Consider the following 19,356-nt stretch of genomic DNA (forward strand, 5'->3'; position numbering starts at 1 on the left):
GGAGGTCGTACCCGGCACGCTAGACGCGGGAGGCTTCGGTGCCGGCCGAAGTACCGGCGGTACATGATGGACGGATGACGCGCTCGACACCGGTTCCGCTGGCCACGCTCGCCGGGCTGCTCGCCGACGGCACCCGGGCGCGGTTCTGCCTGGCCCTGCTGGACGGGCGGGCCTGGACCGCCGGTGAACTGGCCAGGCATGCCGGGGTCGCGCTGTCCACGGCCAGCGAGCATCTGTCCCGGCTGGTGGCGGGCGGCATCCTGGCCGAGGAACGCCAGGGCCGGCACCGGTACGTCCGGCTGGCCGGCCCTCAGGTGGCCCAGCTGATCGAGGATCTGGCCGCGCACGCCGCCCCCACCGCGCACGCCGATGGCCCTGCCGGCGGCCGGCCGCCGACGTTGCGCGCCGCGGGCGCCGCCCGGGCGATGGCCGCCGCCCGCACCTGCTATGACCACCTGGCCGGGCGCCTCGGCGTGACGATCACCGACGCGCTCACCCGGCACGGGCTGCTGAGCCAGGACACCGGCTTCGCGCTCACCGCCGACGGGCTGGCCTGGTTCGAGGGCGGGTTGAGGGCGGCGCTGCCGCCCGCCACCGGCCGGCGTCCGCTGGCCAGGGGCTGCCTGGACTGGACCGAGCGCCGCCACCACCTGGCCGGTACCGCCGGGGCGGTGCTGTGCGCCACCCTCCTGGAGCGGGGCTGGGTGGCCCGGATCGGCTCCGGCCGCGCCCTGCGCGTCACCCCGCCCGGCCACCAGGCCCTGGCCGGCCTGCTCGGCCTGGACGACCTCATCCATATGCCCGGATGACGGTTCCGGTGTCGTCGCCCTCGACGCAGCGCAGGTAGTGCCCGACGAGCTCGTCCATGGCCACCGAGCGCATGCCGGGGAAGTGCTGGGCGAAGGCGCCGGCGGAGTCGGCGACCATCGTGGGGCTGACGACGTTGATCCGCATGCCGCGCGGCAGCTCGACGGCGGCCGACAGGACGAAGCTGTGCAAGGCTCCGCTGATGACCCCACCGCCGGTGACATGCGGCCATGGGTGATCGGCGAAGATGCCGGATGTCAGGGTGAAGGACGCGCCGCCGGCACAGTGACGCTGCCCGATGAGGACCAGATCGGCCTGCCCGAAGAACTTGGCTCGCATGTTCTCGTACAGCGCCCCCGAGGTCAGCGTCGCGAACTCGTCGAGGGCGCCGTGCGCCGCGACGCACACGACGGCATCGACCGCTCCGGTCTGACGGTACATGGACTCGATGGTCGCGGGTGAGCCCAGGTCGACGTGGACGTCCCCGGAGGATCGTCCGGCCACGATGACGTGGTGGCCGGACGATCGCAGAGCGGGCACCAGCCGTCGTCCGATGGTGCCGGCGCCGCCGACGACGACGATCTTCATCGTGCGTTCTCCTTCTGTGCCGAGGTGTGCGGCGCGAGTCCTCGTTCGAGGCTCTGCGCCAGCAGGGCGAGCGCGTCGGCGTCGGACGTGCCGGGGCGCGCGTAGAACAGCCCGATCTGCTGGTCGTCGTCGGACAGGGTGACCGTCTCGTTCGCCAGCGTCATCCGCCCGACGAGGGGATGCTCCAGCTCCCGCAGGTAGTACGAGCAGGTCCGCACGGGACGCCGGGCCCACATGCGCGCGAACTCGGGACTGTCGACCGCGAGCCGGCCGACAAGCCGTTCCAGCTCCCGGTCGGCCGGGTGCCGGGCGACCGCCTGATGCAGGGCCGCGACGGTGACCTGCGCCTTGGCCTGCCAGTCCCGGTACAACGCGCGGTGGTGCGGGTCCAGGAACAGCATCCGGGCGATGTTCGGCCTGATCGGCGTGTCCGGAGCGGTGGGGTCGACGTGGCCCGCCAGCAGGGCGTGCCCGAGCCGGTTCCACGCGAGGACGTCGGCGCGATGATCGATCACGATCGCCGGGGTGCCGGCGATGGCGGCGAGCAGTTCACCGACCGAAGGCCGAAGCGTGCTCCGCCGGGAGTGCGGATGGGCCGGACGTCTCGGCGCGGCGAGCACGCGCAGATGCTCATGCTCGGCCGGATCGAGCCGCAACGCCGCGGCCAGCGCGTCGATGACGGCGCCGGAGGCGCCGGCGCCGACCCCCTGCTCCAGCCGCGTCAGGTAGCCGACGCTGACTCCGGCGAGCTCGGCCAGCTCCTCCCGGCGCAGCCCCGGGACCCGCCGGCGGGTGACGCCGGGCCGGATGCCCGCCGCCTCCGGTGTCAGACGGTCGCGCCGGCTGCGCAGAAATCCGCCGAGATCGTTCGCTTCCTTCTTGGTGGCCACCGATCCATCGTCACGCCGATCGCCGCTCCGCGCCTGCCCCGAACCGGGATACCTTCCCGGTTCCCGGATACGAGACGCCGGCCTGGCCGCCCTGCCGCCCGCATCCGGCCTGCAACCGGGGCCCCGCGGCGCTCCGGGGTTTCGGCCGAACGGCGGCCAACACCACAAGCGGGCTCCCGGCCGAAAGGTGCGATGTCACCCCGCGGCGATCACCTCTATTTCGACCAGCCATTCGCCGACCAGCGTCTCGGCGACGATCACGGTGGTCGGGACGGCCCGGCCGCCCAGCGCGGCCACCCGGGCGGCGGCGTTGGCCTCGGCATAGGAGGCGTCGCGCAGGTAGCTGGTCAGCCGCACGATGTGATCCACCGTCATACCGGCGGCGGCGAGGATGGTGCGGATGTTCGACCAGACCAGGTCGAGTTGCTCATCGAGCGTGGCGCCCGGCGTTCCGCCCGGGTCCAGGCCCATGGTTCCGGACATGAACAACAGCCGCTGGGCGCCGCGGACCTCCATCGCGTGGACGTAGCCGGTGGCGGGATAGACGCCGTCGGACGGGTTGTGCGGCACGAGCTGCATTCGATCAGCCTCACTTGACGTGGCAGGTGTGGTGCGGGCCGGTCGCGCGGTCACCGGGTCGGCGGCGGGGCCGCACGGGTCGAGCGGGTGCATCGCGCGGATCCATGCCGGGCAGGAGTCGCCGTCCGCCGTCATCGTAGATCGATGACCACCCGGCTCGGCAGGGACGCCACCCCTGGCGGGAGATCGTTGCTCAGGCGCGGGGGCCGAGGAACAGGCCGCCGCTGGCGTCGATGACCTGGCCGGTGATCCAGCGGGCGGCGTCGGAGGCGAGGAAGGCGACCACCTCGGCGACGTCGCCGGGGCCGCCCAGCCGGCCGAGCGCGGTCATCGAGGTGATCAGCTCGGTCAGGCCCGGTGTCTCGAAGACCGGTGCGTTGGTGGCCGTGCGGGTCGCGCCGGGCGCGACCGCGTTCACCGTGATGCCGCGGGCGCCGAGTTGGGCGGCCAGGGTGCGGCTCATGGTCTCGACGGCGCCCTTGGTCATGGCGAACGACGTCTGGGTGGCGTTGGCCATCCGGGTCGCCACCGAGGAGACGGTGATGATCCGACCGCCGTCGGCGAGCAGCGGCAGGGCGCGCTCGATGATGAAGTACGGCGCCCGGACGTTCACCGCGAACAGGTGGTCGAACTGCGCCCGGGTCGTCGTGCCGAGCGGCCCGGCGGGTGGCGCCGCGGCGTTGTTGACCAGGATATCGAGCGATCGGTCGGCCAGGGCGGCCTCGACCCCGGCGAACAGCGTCTCGACATCGCCGTCGGCGCCCAGTTCCGCCCGCACGGGGTGTCCGGTGCCGCCGGCCCGCTCGATCTGGTCCAGCGTGGCGGTCACGCCCTCCTTGTCGGTGCCGAAGTGCGCGATGACCGTCGCTCCCCGCGCGGCCAGCCCGGTGGCGATCGCCTGCCCGATGCCCCGGGACGCGCCGGTCACCAGGGCCGTCCTGCCGTTGAGGTCAGACATAGTGTAAGTCACTCCCTAATTGTTAGTCACTATCAGTGTGGTAGTGTCTATCACGTGATGGAGCGGCATTCAACCCTGCGGGAGCAGCGACGGGCCGATACGCAGCGCATGATCCAGGCGCACGCGGTGCGGTTGTTCAGCGAACGCGGGTTCGACACCACGACCGTCAACGACGTCGCCGCGGCCGCGGGCGTGTCCGCCATGACCGTGTACCGGCACTTCCCCACCAAGGAGGACCTGGTGCTGGCCGACCGGACCGGCGCGGTGATCACCGAGCGGATCGCCGCGACCCCCGCCGGCCAGCCACTGGTGCGCCGCGTCGGCGGCGCCCTCGTCGAGGCCGCGCGGGCGATGACGGCCGGCGACGACCGGTTCCTGCTCGCCCGCCTGCGGTTGATGATCGCGACACCGGCGCTGCGCGCCCGGCACCTGGACAACCACTACGTCCTCCAGCAGGCCATCGTGGACGGGCTGGGCGTCGACACCGGCGATCCGCGGGCGCGGTTCCGCGTCCAGGCCGCGGCGAGCGCGTGCCTGGCGGCCATGCATACCGCGCTGGAGCAGTGGGCGGCCGACGACGGGCGCACCGACCTCCCCGACCTGATCGCGCAGGCGCTCGCGGCCGCCTTCGGCGACGAGACGTTCCGCTGAAGCAGGTCTGACCATGAACTCGGTGGGTGCGGTCGGCCAGGCCGAAACCCGATCCGGGACCGGCCAGGCCCGCGCGGAACGGCCTGGCCGGGACGAACGCATGCCGCGACCGGCCGGCGAGCCGCACGGGTGCCGGTGCGGGAGCCGCCGCCGCGCCGCGACGGCCTGGGACGGTTCAGGCGATGAGCAGGCGCAGGCCGAGATCCGCCGCGTCGAGATCGGCGAGGTCGCCGTTGCGCTCGTGCCACCGGCCGGAGTCGAGGTCGTCGCCCAGGCGGCGCACCGCCCGCCGCTCGGCGTCCGGCCCGACCCTGGTCCACACCGACATCGCCCGGCGCACGGGCTCCTCGAGGTAGGCCGCCGGCCGGCGCCAGTACGCCTCGAACAGGCCGTCGGCGCAGTCCCACGGGACGGGCACCGGCTCGGTCCGGGCGCCGATCGCGCCGGCCATCCCGGCCAGGGACGGGAATCCGGCCAGGGACGCGGTGAACTCCGGCAGGTAGTCGCGGGTGAGCCAGAACCGGTCCGGCCAGCCGGGCTCGTCGGTGTCGAAGGTGAGCACCACCACGCGGCGGGCGACCCGCCGCATCTCGCGCAGCCCCGCCATCGGGTCGGCCCAGTGGTGGACGGTGGAGACGGCCATCGCCGCGTCGAAGGACCGGTCCGCGAACGGCAGGCTCTCCGCCGCGGCGGCCACGCACGGCGCGGCCCCGGTCGGCCGCTGCCCCCGCATGACCGCCGACGGCTCCACCGCGGTCACCGCACGACCGGCGGGCTCGTAGGAGCCGGTGCCGGCCCCGACGTTCAGCACCGTCCGCGCGTCCCCGAGCGCCGCCCAGATCCGGGCGGCGATCCGCGGCTCGGTCCGCCGGGTCGCCGGGTAGGCGCCGCCGATCACGTCGTACAGCCGGGCGCCGAGCAGCTCCAGTTGCTCCTGCGGTGTCACGTCCAGACCCTTCGCCCGCGCCTGGAGTTCCCGGTCGATGGCCGCCAGCATGGCGTCGACGCGGTCGCGCCGCTCCAGCAGCAGGCCGCGCAGCCGGCGCAGGTGCGCGACCGCGTCGGTGGCCGGGTCGCCGACCAGTTCGGCGATCTCCCGCAGCCCGAAGCCCAGCCGCCGGTAGGCCAGCACCTCGCGCAGCCGCCGCACGTCCCCCGCCGAGTAGGCCCGATAGCCGGCGGCGGTCCGCGCCGACGGCCGGACCAGCCCGATCTCGTCATAGTGATGCAGCGTGCGCACGCTCACGCCGGCCAGTGCGGCCACCCGCCCGACGGTCCACTGATCGTCCACGGCACCGACTATGCGGCCTGACGCCACGTGAGGGTCAAGAGCCGCCCGCCCGGCCGCGAGGCGCATGCGCGGCGGCGCCCGGCGGGGATTCGGTGCGCGGCCCGGGACGCCAGGCCGGCGGGCACCACAGGTCAGGCCGAGGGTGGCGGGGTGGGCAGGGTGAGGGTGGCCCGGGTGCCGCCGGCCGGGGCGCGGTCCAGGCGCAGGGTCCCGTCGTGCAGTTCGGCCACCCACCCGGCGATGCTCAGGCCGAGACCGGTGCCGTCCGGCGCCCCGGTGCCGAAGCGCCGCACCGGGCGATCGCCCGGCCCCGGGCCGCGATCACCGATGCGGACCTCCCCGTCGCGGACGTCCAGGGTGACCACCGCGGGCCCGGTGCCGGTCCGGCCGTGCCGGACGGCGTTGTGCACCAGGTTGCGCAGCGCGATCCGCACCAGGACGGGGTCGCCGTGCGCGACCGTGGGCTCGGTGGACACCAGCGCGGTGTGCGGCGGCTGCACGTTCTCGGCGACGACCTCCTCGGCGAGCTGGTCCAGCCGGAACGGCTCGCGCCGCACCTCGCGCAGGCCGGCGACCAGCCGGGCCCGCAGCAGCAGGGCCTCCACCGAGTCGCCGAGCCGTTCCGCCGACCGCACCACCTGGCGCAGCGCCTGGGCCTGCCGCTCGGGATCCTTCAGCGCCGACTCCGCCTGGGTGCGGATTACGGTGAGCGGGGTGCGCAGCTCGTGCGCGGCGTCGGCGACGAAGCGTTCCTGCTGGCCGATGGCCTCCAGCGCGGGCCGGGTGCCGCGGCGGGCCAGCAGCAGCCCGCCGAGCCCGGCCAGGGCGGTGAACACCGTGCCGCCGGCGAACAGCGTCCAGCCGAGCCGGCGGTGCGCGTCCTGGACCGGGCCGAGGTCGGTGCCCACCACGATGGTGCCGGCGACGGCGCCGGTCACCGCGTGCGGGAAGGGAACGGCGAGCAGCCGGGCGTCGCGGCCGGCGGCGGTGACGGTGGTGGCGCGCTCGCCACCGTCCCGGGCCAGACCGCGCAGCACCGCCGGGGCGATCACCGGCAGGGCGGCCGGGTGGGCGAAGACCAGGCGCGGCCCGGTGCGGGTGCCCTCGTAGACGAACACGGCGGTCGGGCCGGTGGAGGCGGGGTCGGCGTACAGGCGGTCGACGCTCAGCGCGCCGGACTCGTAGGCGAGCAGGGCCTTGGTGGTGCGGGCGGTGCGGTCCAGCTCGGCCCGCACCAGGCCGGCGCGCTGGTCGCGGTCCACCGCGAGCGCGACCGCGCCCATGCCGGCCAGGCCGACCACGTTGAGCGCGGTCAGCAGCAGGGCCAGCCGGAAGCGCAGCGTGGCCAGCCGGCCGGTGGTGTGCAGGTGGGCGGGCCGGGCCGGCCGGCGGCGCCGGATCGGGCGGAACGTCCTCACGGTGCCGCGGAGCCCGCCCGGTAGCCCGCGCCCCGGCTGGTGAAGATCACCGGCGGCTCGCCGAGCTTGCGGCGCAGCTGGTTGACGACCACGTCCACCACGTTGGAGGAGGGGTCGGCGCGCTCGTCCCAGCAGTGCTCGAACAGCTCTCCACGGGTGACGACGGCCGGGCGGCGGGCCAGCAGCAGCTCCAGCACCGCGAACTCCTTGGGGGTGAGGGTCTGCAGCACGCCGCCCCGGCGGACCTCGTGCCGGGCCACGTCCAGCACGACGTCGCCGACGCTCAGGATGGGCGCGATGATCGTGGTGCGGCGCCGGCACAGGGCGCGGACCCGCAGCACCAGCTCGTCGGTGGAGAAGGGTTTGCCCAGGTAGTCGTCGGCGCCGGCGGTCAACCCCGACACCCGGTCGTCGATGTCGTCCAACGCGGTGAGCATGATGGTGGGGACGGTGAGGCCGTCACGGCGGCGCCGGGCCAGCTCGGCGGCCGAGTCGCCCTCGGGCAGCATCCGGTCCAGGACCAGGCAGTCGTAGTCGTTGACGCTCAGGCTGAGGTCCGCCTGGCTCCAGTTGGCGGCCTCGTCGACCGCGAAGCCCACCGAGCGCAGCGCGGTGCGGACGGCACCGCGGACGTCGCCGTCGTCCTCGACGAGGAGCACGCGCATGGTGGGAGCGTAGCGACCGGCCCGCCGCCCCACCAACCGGCAGGAAGGGATCATTCAGTGGCACTTCACGGCACCATTCAGTGCGACTTCACGGAATCCTCATGTTCGTCGGCGCAGAATCCCTTCCAACGGCCCGGGAGACCGGCGCCGGCACCACCGCCGCGGTCCGGGCGCCGCGACAGCGGAACGGTCAGGCACGGGGGAGGTGACCGATGCGCGCACGGCGTCCGGTCCGACTCGTGACCATCGTCTCGCTGGTGACGTTGACGCTGGTCACCGCCTGCGCCGGCACCACCGGGCCCGCCGCCGCGCCGAGCCCGTGCGGGCTGCGGCTCGCCTACTTCGGGCCGCTCACCGGCGATTCCAGCAACCTCGGGCGCAACATGCGCGAAGGGGCGCTGCTGGCGGTGGAGGAGCACAACGACCGCGGTTCCGGCTGCCCCGCGGGGCTGGCCGCCTTCGACTCCCAGGGTGATCCGAAGCAGGCGCCCGAGCTGGCCCAGCGGATCGTCGCCGACCCCTCGATCATCGGGGTGGTCGGGCCGGCGTTCTCCGGCGAGTCCCGGGCGGCGCTGCCGCTGCTGGACCAGGGCGGGGTGAGCGTGATAACCCCCGCCGCCACCGACCCGGGGCTGAGCGTCCCGGCGCCGTCGACGTTCCACCGGGTCCTCGGCAGCGACGCCGCCCAGGGACCGGCCGCCGGCCGGTACATCCGGGGGACGCTGCACGCCCGAAAGGTGTTCGTGATCGACGACGGCAGCCGGTACGGGCGCGGCCTGGCCGAGCTCGTCATGGCCGAACTCGGGCCGCTGGTGGTGCAGAGCGCCTCGATCCGGCCCGACCCGGCCGGCCCCGGCGGCGTGGTCGACGAGGTGCGGTCGGCCGGGCCGGATGTGGTGTTCTTCGGCGGCTACTACTCCCAGGCCGGCCGGCTGCTGCGCGCCCTGCGCCAGGCCGGGGTGAGGGCCACCTTCGTCGCCGGGGACGCCGTCAAGGACGAGGGGTTCGTCCGGGCGGCGGGCACCCGGGACGCCGAGGGCGCGGTGCTCACCTGCCCGTGCCGGCCACCCGACCGCGACCCGCAGTTCACCCGCCACTACCAGGCCCGGTTCGGCCACCCGCCGGGCACCTACAGCGCCGAGGCCTACGACGCCGCCACCGTGTTCCTGCGCGGCATCGAGGCCGGCCGCACCCGGCGGGTCGACATGGAGCGGTTCGTCGACGGCTACTCCGGCACCGGCGTCACCACCGCCGTCCGGTTCGACCGCGACGGCGAGCTCGCCGGCGCCTCGGTCGCGGTCTGGACCTACCGGGTCCGGGCCGGCCGCATCGTCGCCGACATCGATCCGATCCCCCAGCACTGATCGCGCACAGGAGTTCACGCCATGACCATCACCGCCCCCACCGCCGCCGGCCCGCCCACCGCCCCCACGGCGGTGTCCCGGCTGGATCGGGTGGAGCTGTTCGCCGCGCTCGCCCGAGCGCCGATCGGCGACCACGGGATGCTGGAGGCGGCGATCGCCTGGCAGATCCTGCGGCCCGCCGAGCGCTGGAACGCCGCCCAGGGGTGGCACGCCGCGGCCACGCCCCGGCTGACCGTCGTGGAGACCCGCGGCGAGCCGGTCGCGGCGCGGGTCGCCCGGCTGCTGTTCGGGGTGGCCTGGGCGACGGTCGCCGAGGACGCCGGCCCCGGTCCCGGCGGGCGGCCGGTGTTCCGGGTAGAGGTGCCCAAGGCGCAGTACCCACGGGTGCTGCGGGTACTGAACAACGCCTGGCGCGGCGCCCGGCGCGCCTTCGACCCGCGCGGCCCGGTGCCCGACCCGCGGGCGGCGGTGGAACTGTGGCGGATGGGCATCCTGGCCGGCGGCCGGGTCGGCGGCGGCCCGAGCGCGATCCACCTGCGAGCCGGGACGGTGGGCGCGGCGCGCACGCTGGCCGCCGCCGCCGGTCGCCTCGGCCTCACCCCCATCGTGGACGCGGTCCGGGCCGACCCGGCGGTGTCGCTGTCCCACCCGGGCGAGGTCCACTGGCTGCTCGCCCAGGCCACCGCGGAGGGCCCGGCCGCGCCCCGGCCCGGCACCCCGCCCCGCCGGCTCTGACCGGCACCGGCGGCCGCGCTCGCCGCCCCCCACCGGCGTCCGAAGCCGGGGCCGCGCCGGAACCAGGTCGCGCGGGCGGCCGGCAGCCGGGGCAGGTGCGCGGCTCCAGGCCCCGGCGGCGGCGATCAGGTCCAGGTCACCACCGCACCGCGTCGCGGTCGACGCTCCCGGCACCGCGGCGGGGCCGCTCTGACCTTCCCACCGGGGCGGCGTCGCCGGTCAGGCCGGGCCGGCGAGGGTCTCGGCCGGGCGGTCGGACATGGCGCGCCGGGCCACCAGCGCGGTCACCGGCACGACCAGGGCCACGACGACGGCCACCAGGCCGAGGAGGATCGCCAGCGACGTGCCGGTCAGCGGGGTGGCCGAGACGGCGATCGCCGTCGGGACGATCGCCCCGCCCGCGACGATCAGCCCCGCACCGGCCCCGGCGGCCATGACGATGCTCATCTCGGTCAGCAGGATCGACCGCACCCGCCGCCGGGTCGCGCCGGCCAGCCGCAGCAGCGCCAGCTCCCGCCTCCGCGACAGCACCGAGACGCTCACGGTGTTGACCACGGCGATCGCGGCGTAGGCGACGGTGACCGCGACCAGCAGCGCGTTGACCAGGGCCTGCACCCCGAGGCCTTGCTGGACCGCGGCCTCGACCCCCTCCCGGCCGCCCACCGTGGCGCCCGGCCGGTCTGCGACGGCCTTGGCCAGCCGTGCCTCGAGGGTGCCCGCGGGCAGGCCCGGGTCGGCGCGGACCGCGAGCTGCCGGACGGTCCGCCCGGTGGTGTGCGCGGCGGCGAGCTCCGCGGGCAGCAGTAGGGTCTCGTAGCCCTCGCGGTCGTCGAACGTGGCCACCAGGCGCAGGTCGCCGGCCGCGCCGTCGCCGAACCGGAACCGCAGCGTCCGGCCGACCGCGACGCCGAGGTCCCGCGCGGTGGCCGCCGGCAGCGCGACGGTGTCGCCGGTGAGGTCGGCCAGCGAGCCGGCGGTGACCCGGTTGGTCAGGACGCCGGCCGCTCCGGCGGCCGTCACCCCGCGCACCTGCCAGGGGCGGTCGCGGTGCGAGCCGTCGTAGGGCTGCTCGATCCAGCCGCCGGTCAGTACGAACGCGCTCGCCGCCCGCACGCCGGGGGTGGCCGCCACCGTTTCGGCCAGCCGCCGGTCCACCCCGCCGGGCACCTGGACGGTGAGGTCGGCGCCGACGGTGGCGATGGACGCCTCCCGCTGGGCGGCGAGCGTGATCGACTGCGCGACGAGGTTGCCCCCGCCGATCCCGACGACCAGCGCGACGCAGGAGCTCACGGTGGCGAGCTGGCCGGTGCGGGCGCGGACGTTGCCCGCGCCGAGCGCGCCGAGCCGCCCGCCGGCGAGCCGGGCGAGCGGGCCGAACACCAGCAGACCGAGGCGCAGCATCACCGGGGCCAGCAAGGCGACGCAGATGCTGCCGGCCAGCACCGCGGGACCGCTGGTCGCCGACACCACCGACGGGCTCATCAAGCAGGTGATGACGGCGAGCGCGATACCGCCGAGCCCGAACAGGACGCCGAGCGTCAACCGGACCGCGCCGACCCGGTGCCGCGGCAGGTCGGCGTCCCGCATCGCGTCGATCGCCCGGGACCGGCGTACCGGGCGGGCGGCGCCCCGGGCGGCCGCCCAGAGCACGAGCAAGGTCACGGCCAGGGCGACGGCGAACGGGACGGGGCCGAGGGCGAGGCGCAGCGCCGGAGGCACCACGCCGGAGCCGGTGACGATCGCGAAGAGGAGATGGGCGGCCGGGACCCCGGCGGCCAGGCCGAGCACCGCCCCGGCACCGCCGACGAGCATGGTCTCGGTGACGACGAGCCGGCGTACCTGGCGGCCGGTGGCGCCGGCGGCCCGCAGCAGGCTGATCTCCCGGGCGCGCTGCCGGACCGACAGGCCGACGGTCGCCGAGACGACGGTCGCCAGCACGACGGCGACGATACCGCCGAACACGGCGCCGATGACGATCGTCGGGACGCGCGCGGCGGAGATCCCGGGGTATTCGGCACCACCGCGGCCATCGCCGGTCAGCGCGGTGATCCCGGGGATGGCGGCCTCCAGGCGTCCAGCCAGGTCGCCGGGGGTGGTGCCGGCCCGCGGCAGCACGCCGACGGCGTCCAGCGGCAGCGGGCCGCCGAGGGCCCGCGCCCTGGCCTCGGACAGGAAGACGGTGTCGGGCGAGAGCCGGTCCCCGGCCGTGGCCGTGACGCGATAGTCGGTGACCTCGCCGCGCACGGTGAGCCGCACGGTGGCGCCCGGCGTGGCGGCGAGCGCCCGGGCCAGGCCGGGGGTGAGCGCGATCTCGTCCGGCGCGGCGGGCGCGGCCCCGCCGACCGGCGCGAACGGGCCGAGCGCGGCCGAGGCCCAGTTCTGCGCCGGCACCGTGGCCGCCGTGCCGTCCTGGCGGCGGACGGCGGCCGGGAAGAAGAGCACCGGCACCGTGGCCCGGACGCCGCCGACCGAGGCCAGCCGGGCAGGCGCATCGGCGGCCAGCCGGTGGCGCTCGGGGTAGGGACGCAGGTCGGTGGTGGGCCGCCGTTCGGCGTCCAGCATCCGGTAGCTCGCGTCCCCGGTGACGATCAGCGGGGCGGCGGCCAGGCGCTCGGGCGGGGCGTCCAGCCGGATGCCCGTCTCGAACAGGGCGCCGGACAGCACGATCAGGGCCGCCCCGAGCAGCGCCGAGACGAACACGGCGGTGAAGGCGGCCATCCGGTGGCGGACGCCGCTGACGGCCAGGCCGAGCATCACCGCACCGCTAGGCGGGGCGGCGCGAGCCGGGTCAGGCGCCCGGCGACCGCCTCGGCCGTGGGGTGCTCGATCCGGTCCGCGATGCGCCCGTCCACCAGGAAGACGGCCTGGTCGGCGTAGGAGGCGGCGACCGGATCGTGGGTGGTCATCATGATGGTCTGGCCGGTGTCGCGGGCCGCGGCCCGCAGCAGCCCGAGGATGTGGGCGGCGGTGACGGTGTCCAGCGCGCCGGTGGGCTCGTCGGCGAACAGGACGGCGGCGCCGGTCGCGATCGCGCGGGCCAGGGCGACGCGCTGCTGCTGGCCGCCGGACAGCTGCCCGGGGTGGTGGGCGGCGCGCTCGGCGAGCCCGACCCTCGCTATCGCCTGCTCGACCCGCCGCAGGTCCGGGGCACGACCCGACAGGATCATCGGCAGCGCGACGTTCTGGGTGACGGTCAGGGTGGGGACGAGGTTGTAGGACTGGAAAACGAAGGCCACCTGGTCGCGGCGCAGTTCGGTGAGCGCGTCCTCCGACAGGCCGGCCAGCGGGCGGCCTACCAGAGTGACCTGGCCGGATGTCGGAGCGTCCAGGCCGGCCGCGCAGTGCATCAGCGTGCTCTTACCCGACCCCGAGGGCCCCATGACGGCGGTGAACGACCCCTCCGGCAGGCCCAGCGACACCTGGTCCAGCGCGCGGACCTGCCCTTCACCGCGTCCGTACACCTTCGTCACCGCGTCGAGCACCACGGTGACCCGCCTAGGCCCGCCGCGTGGCGGGCGTTCGGTGACATTCATCCGGCTTCTCCGTCCTAGACCGAAACTGGGATACGGACATAATAGTGCTATGCTTGAACAGTTCAAGCCGTGCACTTATTCATTCCGCCCTATCCTTCCGGGTGGCGGGTAACCGGACGCGCCTCCTCGATCAGTGCGGGAGTCACACAGATAGCATGGGACGATGACGCGCGCCCGCCCCGGATCCCCCGGCGACCAAGGCGCCGGACTCCCCCGCGGCCTGCGCCGGGCATGGGGCATCGCCGAGCCGGCGCCGCGCCGCGGCCCCAAGGCGTCCCTGACGGTGCCGATGATCCTGGACGCGGCGGTCGCGCTCGCCGACGCCGAAGGCCTGCCCGGGCTGTCGCTGGTGCGTGTCGCCGAGCAGCTCAAGGTCACCACCAACGCGCTGTACCGCTACCTCGACTCGCGCGACGAACTCGATCTCCTACTGCACGACCACGCGCTCGGGCCGCCCCCGGGCGCCGACCGGGGGTTCGCACGCTGGCAGGACGCGGTGGTGGACTGGGCGGGCGCGCTGCGCGCGCGTTACGCCGCCCACCCCTGGCTGCCCGACCTGACCATCCGGGTTCCGGTCACCCCGCACGCGCTGGCCTGGCTGGAAGTGCTGCTGGAGCGACTGTCCGGAACCGGCCTGGACGAGGCGGCGACGCTGCGGGCCGCGGCGCTGCTCGACGGATACGTCCGCTGGAGTTCCGCCGCGGCCCGCGATCTCGCACGCGGCGAGATGCCGGTGATCGAGGGGTCGGCGGTCCTCGGCGTCCTCGCCCCGCTGCTGGGTGAACGCGGCATGCCCCGGGTGGCCGCGCTGTTCGGCAGCGGCCACTACCGCGAGACGCCGGCCGACGCCGACGCCGGGTTCGACTTCGGCCTCACCTGCATCATCGCCGGTCTGACCCCCCAGGGCGGGTGATCTGGGCGTCACCCCGAGACGCCTCCCCTCCGACGCGCCGGATCAGGCGGCGCAGACCCGCGGGGCGCCGCCGGAACGGCGCGCGCTCGAGGATGCCGCCGGACGCCACCGGGGCCTCGGGGCCCTGGGCCACCGCGGTGCGGACCGATCAGGAATGACGCAGGTGGTCGCGCAGGGCGCGGGCGACCTGACCCATCAGGGCCTCGGCGCCGGGCTGGACGATCGCCGGCACCCGGGACTCGGTGAGCGCCGCCACGGCGAAGACCTGCCCGTCGGCGTGCTCGACGACGCCGACCTCGTGGCGCAGGTTCAGCAGCGTCCCGGTCTTGGAGGACCATCTCGCCGCGTCGGAGGAGAAGTCCGGCGCCAGCCGGTGGCGCAGGAGGTTGTCGGCCATCAGGGCGCGCACCCGCCCGGCGACCCCCGGGTCGATCGCGGACGGCGTCCACAGCGCCTGCAACAGCTCCACGAAGGCCCGCGCCGATCCGGAGTTCGCCCGGGTGACGTCGAGCTGCGGGACGCGATGGCCCCGGCCGGCCGTCCCGCCCTCGATGGCCAGCAGGTGCGCGAGGTGGACGTCGCCGGGGTCGAGGCGTTCGGCCGGGGTCTCGGTGAGCTCGCGGGTGTCGGTGCGGATCGTGATGCCGCGCACGCCCAGCCCGTGCAGGATCGCGGCGACGTCGGCGGGCGGGGTCAGGGCGAACAGCGCGTCCGCCGCCGCGCCGTCGCTCACCGCGATGCCGAGGTACAGCAGGTCGTCGACGGCGATCTGGGCCGGATGCCGGAACCTGGTGATCCCGGTCGGCCCCGGCGTGGTGACTCCGCCGGGCCGGACCCCTATCTGGGCCGCGCCGTCAAGCTCGCCCTTGCGGATGCGCTCAAGGGTCGCGATGGCGAGCGGGACCTTGACGAGCGAGGTGATCGGGAACTCCAGATCGGGCTCGATGCCGATCTCCGTCCCGAATCTCAGGTCTCTGACCAGGAATGATCCGCGCAGGCCGCCGTCCTCGAGAGCTCGCCGCAGTTCACCGACCAGCCGGTCAACCCTGATCATGTGCCTCCGTAGGGTCGGGCGCGCCCAGGCAGCGCGCGATCGGGCCCCGCAGCCGCGAACGGACGCGTTCGGCGTCGTCGCCGACGGCGGCGGCCACTTCGAAGCCGCGGGCCGGCGAGATCTCGCCGATCGGGCGCCAGTGCAGGCCCAGCTCCGCGGCCTGCCTGCCGGAGCACAGCAGCAGGTCGCCCGAGCCGAGCACTTCGGCCGCCGCGGCGGCGAGGCCGGCGGCGACACCGACCTGGGCGGGTTGCAGGCCGACGGCGTCCCGGATCCGCATGACGCGGTCCCGGATGTGCGGCACGTCGTCCTCGGGCTGGATCCAGACCCGGGTGCGCCGTACCGGCCCGGCGGCGCGCCCGGCCCGCAGGGTCTCCAGGTAGACGGTCGCCGGGAGCAGCCCCGACGTGCCGGCCAGCCCGAGCGGCACCGACCATACCGCGCCCGCCGGGGGCACCGCGACGAGGGCGGCGCGGACCTCCCGGGCCCGAGCCAGCTCGGCCCGGGCGACCGGCCCGGCGGTGTGCAGGTCGAGGCGGACGCCGTCCTGGCGCGCTTCCACGGCGAGCCGGGCCAGGTCACCGACCGAGCAGATGTCGGGGACGGCCAGCCGCAGCGGGTTGAGCCGGGCACGGTCCGCCTCGTACTCCAGATCGTCGGCCAGCGCGACCAGGCGCCTGGCCGCGGGAAGCATGTCGCGGCCGAACTGCGTCAGCACCGCACCGCGCGAGGAGCGGTCGAACAGCCGCTCGCCGAGATGCCGCTCCAGGGCGGCGACGCGGCGGCTGGCGACCGACTGGGGGATGCGGGTCGCGGCCGCGCCCTCGGTGAAGCTGCCGCGCTCGCCGACGTTGACGAATGCGCGCCAGGCGCCGAGAACATCCACGACCGGACTCTATGCCATTCCAGCATGCGAGCCCGCGTTTCCGTCTTTGACGGCATCGACCGCTCCGGCGAAGAATTCCCGGCGACGGATCCACCACCAGAAAGGTGTCTCATGCCCGACCGGTCAAGCCCGCGCCGCGCCCTGACGATCCTGGCGTCCCTGGTGCTCGCCCCGCTCACCGGCTACACCGGCGCCTGCGCCGCGGCCGGCGTCCCCGCCGCGGCACCGCCGACCACCGCGGTGCCTGAGACGGCCCCGGCCCATCCCGCCGCGCCGGCGCCGGCCGCCCTGGCCCGGAAGCGACTGCGCGCGCTGGAGGCGTCCTTCGACGGACGGATCGGGGCGTACGCGATCGACACCGCCACCGGCCGGACGGTCGGCCACCGGGCCGGCGAGCGGGTCGCGTGGCTGTCCACCTTCAAGGCGTTCGCCGCCGCCGCCGTCCTACACAAGGCCCGCACCACCGAGCCCGGGCTGATGGACAAGGTGGTGCGCTGGACCGCGGCCGACGTCAAGGAGAACTCCCCCGTCACCGAGAAGCACGTCGCGGACGGGATGACGGTCGCCGAGCTGTGCGAGGCGGCCATCACGGTCAGCGACAACACCGCGGCCAACATGGTGCTGCGGCAGATCGGCGGCCCGGCCGGCCTGACCAGGTACTTCCGCACGCTCAAGGACCCTCTCTCCCGGCTGGACCGGTGGGAGACCGAGCTGAACGACTGGAGCCCGAAGGACCGGCGGGACACCACCACCCCCGCCGCCGCCGGCCGGGACCTGCGCGCGGTCACCGCCGGCGGCGCGCTCACCGCCAAGGACCGGGACCGGCTGATCGGCTGGCTGGCCGCCGCCAAGACCGGGGACGCCCGGATCCGGGCCGGGCTGCCCGCCGGCTGGAAGGTCGGCGACAAGACCGGCACGACCTCCAAGTACGGCACCGCGAACGACATCGCGATCATCTGGCCCGGCGGAACGGCCGCGCCGATCATCATGGCGATCTACACCAACCGCAAGGCGGTGGACGCGCCGGTCGTCGACAAGGTCGTCGCGGACACCGCCACCATCCTGGCCCGCGGCCTCGGCCGGCTGTGAGGGGCGGCCGGGTCAGCCGGTGAAGACCCGCAGGGCGCCGGGGCGGACGGCGCAGGTGAGCGGGAGCGGGGCGATGGGCTCGCCGTCGGCGTAGGCGGTGACGCCGGGGGCGTCCAGGGTGACCTCGCGGGCCCGGCGCACGGTGATGGCGGGGTGGTCCAGGTGGGCGCCCCGGTAGACCTGGGGGAAGGTCCGCAGGAAGGCCCCGGTGGCCAGCGGGCCGACGACCAGCACGTCCAGCAGTCCGTCGTCCGGCCGGGCCTGGGGCAGCACGCGCATGCCGGCGCCGTAGGAGCGGGTGTTGCCCACCGCGACCATCATCGCCTCCTGCTCGACCGTCTCGCCGTCGATGGTGAGCCGGAACGGGATCGGGGTGAACGAGCGCAGTTCCTGCACCATCGCGACCAGGTACTTCGCCATCCCCGGCGGGCGGGTCAGCCGGTTGGCCCGCTCGTTGACCTTGGAGTCGAACCCGCACGCCACCACCCCGGCGAACCACTCGTGCTCGCCGATCCGGCCGGCGTCCACCGTCCGGGTGCGGCCGGCAGCGACGATGCCGGCCGCGGCCAGCGGATCGCGCTTCGGGATGCCGAGCGCGTCGGCGATGTCGTTCCCGGTGCCGGCCGGGATGATGCCGAGCGGCACGTCGGTGCCGGCCACCGCCTGCACGGCCAGGTGCACCAGGCCGTCCCCGCCGAACGCCACCAGGGCCTCGGGGCCCTCGGCCACCGCGGTGCACGCGTGCTCCAGGGCGTCCTGCGCCGAGGTGCCGACGAGCACCGTCACCGGGCGGTCGCCGGACCGCAGCCGGCGCACCACCGGGTCGAGCAGCCGCAGGGTACGCCCGCCCCGGGCCGCGGGATTCACCAGCACCACCAGCTCACCAGCCATCTCGGGAACATATCCGGGCAGGCGTCACTAATCCAGACCCACCCCCTCATCCTCATCCGGCCAGGCGGGTCACGGAGCCGGCGCTAAGCTCTACCGCCATGTATCCGGCCATAGAACCCTACGAAACCGGCATGCTCGACGTCGGCGCCGGCAACCAGGTGTACTGGGAGGTCAGCGGCAATCCGGCGGGCCGGCCCGCCCTGGTGGTGCACGGCGGCCCCGGCTCCGGCTCCTCCCCGCACAGGCGGTGCTACCACGACCCGGAGGCGTACCGGATCGTGCAGTTCGACCAGCGGGGCACCGGGCGCAGCACCCCGGACGCCGGGCTGCCGGACACCGACCTTTCGGTCAACACCACCGATCACCTGATCGCCGACATGGAACGGCTGCGCGAGCACCTGGGCATCGACCGGTGGCAGCTGGCCGGCGTCTCCTGGGGCTCCACGCTGAGCCTGGCCTACGCCCAGCGCCACCCGGAGCGGGTGACGGAGATGATCCTGTTCGCCGTCACCGCCGGCCGCCCGGGGGAGATCGAGTGGATCACCCGGACGATGGGGCGGATCTTCCCGCGCGAGTGGGAGCGGTTCCGCGACGCGGTGCCCGAACAGGACCGGGACGGCAACCTGGCCGCCGCCTACGCCCGGCTGCTGGCCGACCCGCGGACCCGGGACCAGGCGGCCCGCGACTGGTGCGCGTGGGAGGACACCCACGTCAGCCTGGCCCCCGGTCACCGCCCCGACCCCCGGTACGAGGACCCGGCGTTCCGGATGCGGTTCGCCCGGCTGGTGACCCATTACTGGGGCAACGACTGCTTCCTGCCGCCGGGCACCGACCTGGTCCGGGACGCCGGCGTGCTGCGCGGCATCCCGGGCGTTCTGATCCACGGCCGGTTCGACGTGAGCAGCCCGCTGGCCACGCCGTGGGAACTGCACCGAAGCTGGCCGGACAGCCGGCTGGTCGTCATCGATGAGGGCCACGGCGGCGCCACCATGTCCGCCGAGGTCGTCACCGCCACCGATCGGTTCCGCGACCGGGACCGGTAGG

Annotated in this window: 19 protein-coding genes; 7 read left to right on the top strand and 12 right to left on the bottom strand. The window is 75.2% G+C overall.

What is annotated here, in order from left to right:
* The first annotated feature begins 74 nt into the window (after positions 1-74).
* Positions 75-809 carry an ArsR/SmtB family transcription factor gene (locus Sru01_RS15425; protein WP_203985208.1) on the top strand — a complete coding sequence of 245 codons (735 nt, stop codon included), beginning with the start codon at positions 75-77 and terminating at the stop codon, positions 807-809.
* Here the strand turns inward: Sru01_RS15425 and Sru01_RS15430 are convergent.
* The 4 genes from Sru01_RS15430 to Sru01_RS15445 form a co-directional block, all read right to left on the bottom strand.
* Complete coding sequence (locus Sru01_RS15430) at positions 790-1,395, bottom strand: short chain dehydrogenase (RefSeq protein ID WP_203985209.1); 606 nt, start codon at positions 1,393-1,395, stop codon at positions 790-792. The genes Sru01_RS15425 and Sru01_RS15430 overlap by 20 nt on opposite strands.
* The gene (locus Sru01_RS15435; RefSeq protein ID WP_203985211.1) at positions 1,392-2,285 is read right to left on the bottom strand and encodes a helix-turn-helix domain-containing protein; all 894 of its coding nucleotides are present in this window, start codon (positions 2,283-2,285) and stop codon (positions 1,392-1,394) included. The genes Sru01_RS15430 and Sru01_RS15435 overlap by 4 nt, the downstream gene beginning before the upstream one ends.
* Before the next feature lie 195 nt (positions 2,286-2,480).
* On the bottom strand, positions 2,481-2,864 hold the full coding sequence (locus Sru01_RS15440; protein ID WP_203985212.1) for a RidA family protein: 384 nt from the start codon (positions 2,862-2,864) through the stop codon (positions 2,481-2,483).
* Between the two features lie 193 nt (positions 2,865-3,057).
* Entirely contained in the window at positions 3,058-3,822 is a 765-nt protein-coding gene (locus Sru01_RS15445; RefSeq protein ID WP_203985213.1) for an SDR family NAD(P)-dependent oxidoreductase, read from the bottom strand.
* 57 nt (positions 3,823-3,879) lie between these two features.
* Between Sru01_RS15445 and Sru01_RS15450 the strand changes: the two genes are divergently transcribed.
* Positions 3,880-4,473 (top strand): TetR/AcrR family transcriptional regulator, encoded by a 594-nt coding sequence (locus tag Sru01_RS15450; RefSeq protein ID WP_239137446.1) that lies wholly within the window; start codon positions 3,880-3,882, stop codon positions 4,471-4,473.
* Positions 4,474-4,648: 175 nt separating this feature from the next.
* On the opposite strand, the gene Sru01_RS15455 is transcribed toward Sru01_RS15450, so the two are convergent.
* The 3 genes from Sru01_RS15455 to Sru01_RS15465 form a co-directional block, all read right to left on the bottom strand.
* On the bottom strand, positions 4,649-5,764 hold the full coding sequence (locus Sru01_RS15455) for a MerR family transcriptional regulator (RefSeq protein WP_203985215.1): 1,116 nt from the start codon (positions 5,762-5,764) through the stop codon (positions 4,649-4,651).
* A 131-nt stretch (positions 5,765-5,895) separates the two neighbouring features.
* Positions 5,896-7,182 carry a sensor histidine kinase gene (locus Sru01_RS15460; protein ID WP_203985216.1) on the bottom strand — a complete coding sequence of 429 codons (1,287 nt, stop codon included), beginning with the start codon at positions 7,180-7,182 and terminating at the stop codon, positions 5,896-5,898.
* Positions 7,179-7,847 carry a response regulator transcription factor gene (locus Sru01_RS15465; protein ID WP_203985217.1) on the bottom strand — a complete coding sequence of 223 codons (669 nt, stop codon included), beginning with the start codon at positions 7,845-7,847 and terminating at the stop codon, positions 7,179-7,181. Before Sru01_RS15465 ends, Sru01_RS15460 begins: the two co-directional genes overlap by 4 nt.
* A 239-nt stretch (positions 7,848-8,086) precedes the next feature.
* Between Sru01_RS15465 and Sru01_RS15470 the strand changes: the two genes are divergently transcribed.
* Positions 8,087-9,211 (top strand): branched-chain amino acid ABC transporter substrate-binding protein, encoded by a 1,125-nt coding sequence (locus tag Sru01_RS15470; protein WP_203985219.1) that lies wholly within the window; start codon positions 8,087-8,089, stop codon positions 9,209-9,211.
* Positions 9,212-9,232: 21 nt separating this feature from the next.
* Entirely contained in the window at positions 9,233-9,946 is a 714-nt protein-coding gene (locus Sru01_RS15475) for a hypothetical protein (protein WP_203985221.1), read from the top strand.
* A 219-nt stretch (positions 9,947-10,165) separates the two neighbouring features.
* On the opposite strand, the gene Sru01_RS15480 is transcribed toward Sru01_RS15475, so the two are convergent.
* Both Sru01_RS15480 and Sru01_RS15485 read right to left on the bottom strand, forming a co-directional pair.
* Positions 10,166-12,700 (bottom strand): ABC transporter permease, encoded by a 2,535-nt coding sequence (locus tag Sru01_RS15480; protein ID WP_203985223.1) that lies wholly within the window; start codon positions 12,698-12,700, stop codon positions 10,166-10,168.
* The gene (locus Sru01_RS15485; protein ID WP_203985225.1) at positions 12,700-13,479 is read right to left on the bottom strand and encodes an ABC transporter ATP-binding protein; all 780 of its coding nucleotides are present in this window, start codon (positions 13,477-13,479) and stop codon (positions 12,700-12,702) included. The genes Sru01_RS15480 and Sru01_RS15485 overlap by 1 nt, the downstream gene beginning before the upstream one ends.
* A gap of 163 nt (positions 13,480-13,642) precedes the next feature.
* Between Sru01_RS15485 and Sru01_RS15490 the strand changes: the two genes are divergently transcribed.
* Positions 13,643-14,392, top strand: a complete 750-nt coding sequence (locus Sru01_RS15490) for a TetR/AcrR family transcriptional regulator C-terminal domain-containing protein (protein WP_203985227.1) — start codon at positions 13,643-13,645, stop codon at positions 14,390-14,392.
* A 148-nt stretch (positions 14,393-14,540) separates the two neighbouring features.
* On the opposite strand, the gene Sru01_RS15495 is transcribed toward Sru01_RS15490, so the two are convergent.
* Together Sru01_RS15495 and Sru01_RS15500 are read right to left on the bottom strand one after the other, a co-directional pair.
* A complete protein-coding gene (locus Sru01_RS15495; protein ID WP_203985228.1) occupies positions 14,541-15,446 on the bottom strand; it encodes a serine hydrolase in 906 nt (301 codons plus the stop codon).
* A complete protein-coding gene (locus Sru01_RS15500; protein ID WP_203985229.1) occupies positions 15,433-16,332 on the bottom strand; it encodes a LysR family transcriptional regulator in 900 nt (299 codons plus the stop codon). Before Sru01_RS15500 ends, Sru01_RS15495 begins: the two co-directional genes overlap by 14 nt.
* 111 nt (positions 16,333-16,443) lie before the next feature.
* Here Sru01_RS15500 and bla point away from each other — a divergent pair, with 111 nt between their 5' ends.
* Positions 16,444-17,421, top strand: a complete 978-nt coding sequence (gene bla, locus Sru01_RS15505) for a class A beta-lactamase (protein WP_203985230.1) — start codon at positions 16,444-16,446, stop codon at positions 17,419-17,421.
* A 12-nt stretch (positions 17,422-17,433) separates the two neighbouring features.
* Here the strand turns inward: bla and Sru01_RS15510 are convergent, their stop codons facing one another.
* Positions 17,434-18,312 carry a diacylglycerol/lipid kinase family protein gene (locus Sru01_RS15510; RefSeq protein ID WP_203985231.1) on the bottom strand — a complete coding sequence of 293 codons (879 nt, stop codon included), beginning with the start codon at positions 18,310-18,312 and terminating at the stop codon, positions 17,434-17,436.
* A 98-nt stretch (positions 18,313-18,410) separates the two neighbouring features.
* On the opposite strand from Sru01_RS15510, the gene pip reads away from it, so the two are divergent.
* Complete coding sequence (pip, locus tag Sru01_RS15515; protein WP_203985232.1) at positions 18,411-19,355, top strand: prolyl aminopeptidase; 945 nt, start codon at positions 18,411-18,413, stop codon at positions 19,353-19,355.
* Position 19,356 lies beyond the last annotated feature (1 nt).

It is taken from the genome of Sphaerisporangium rufum (assembly GCF_016863395.1).
GTDB classification, from domain to species: Bacteria; Actinomycetota; Actinomycetes; order Streptosporangiales; family Streptosporangiaceae; genus Sphaerisporangium; species Sphaerisporangium rufum.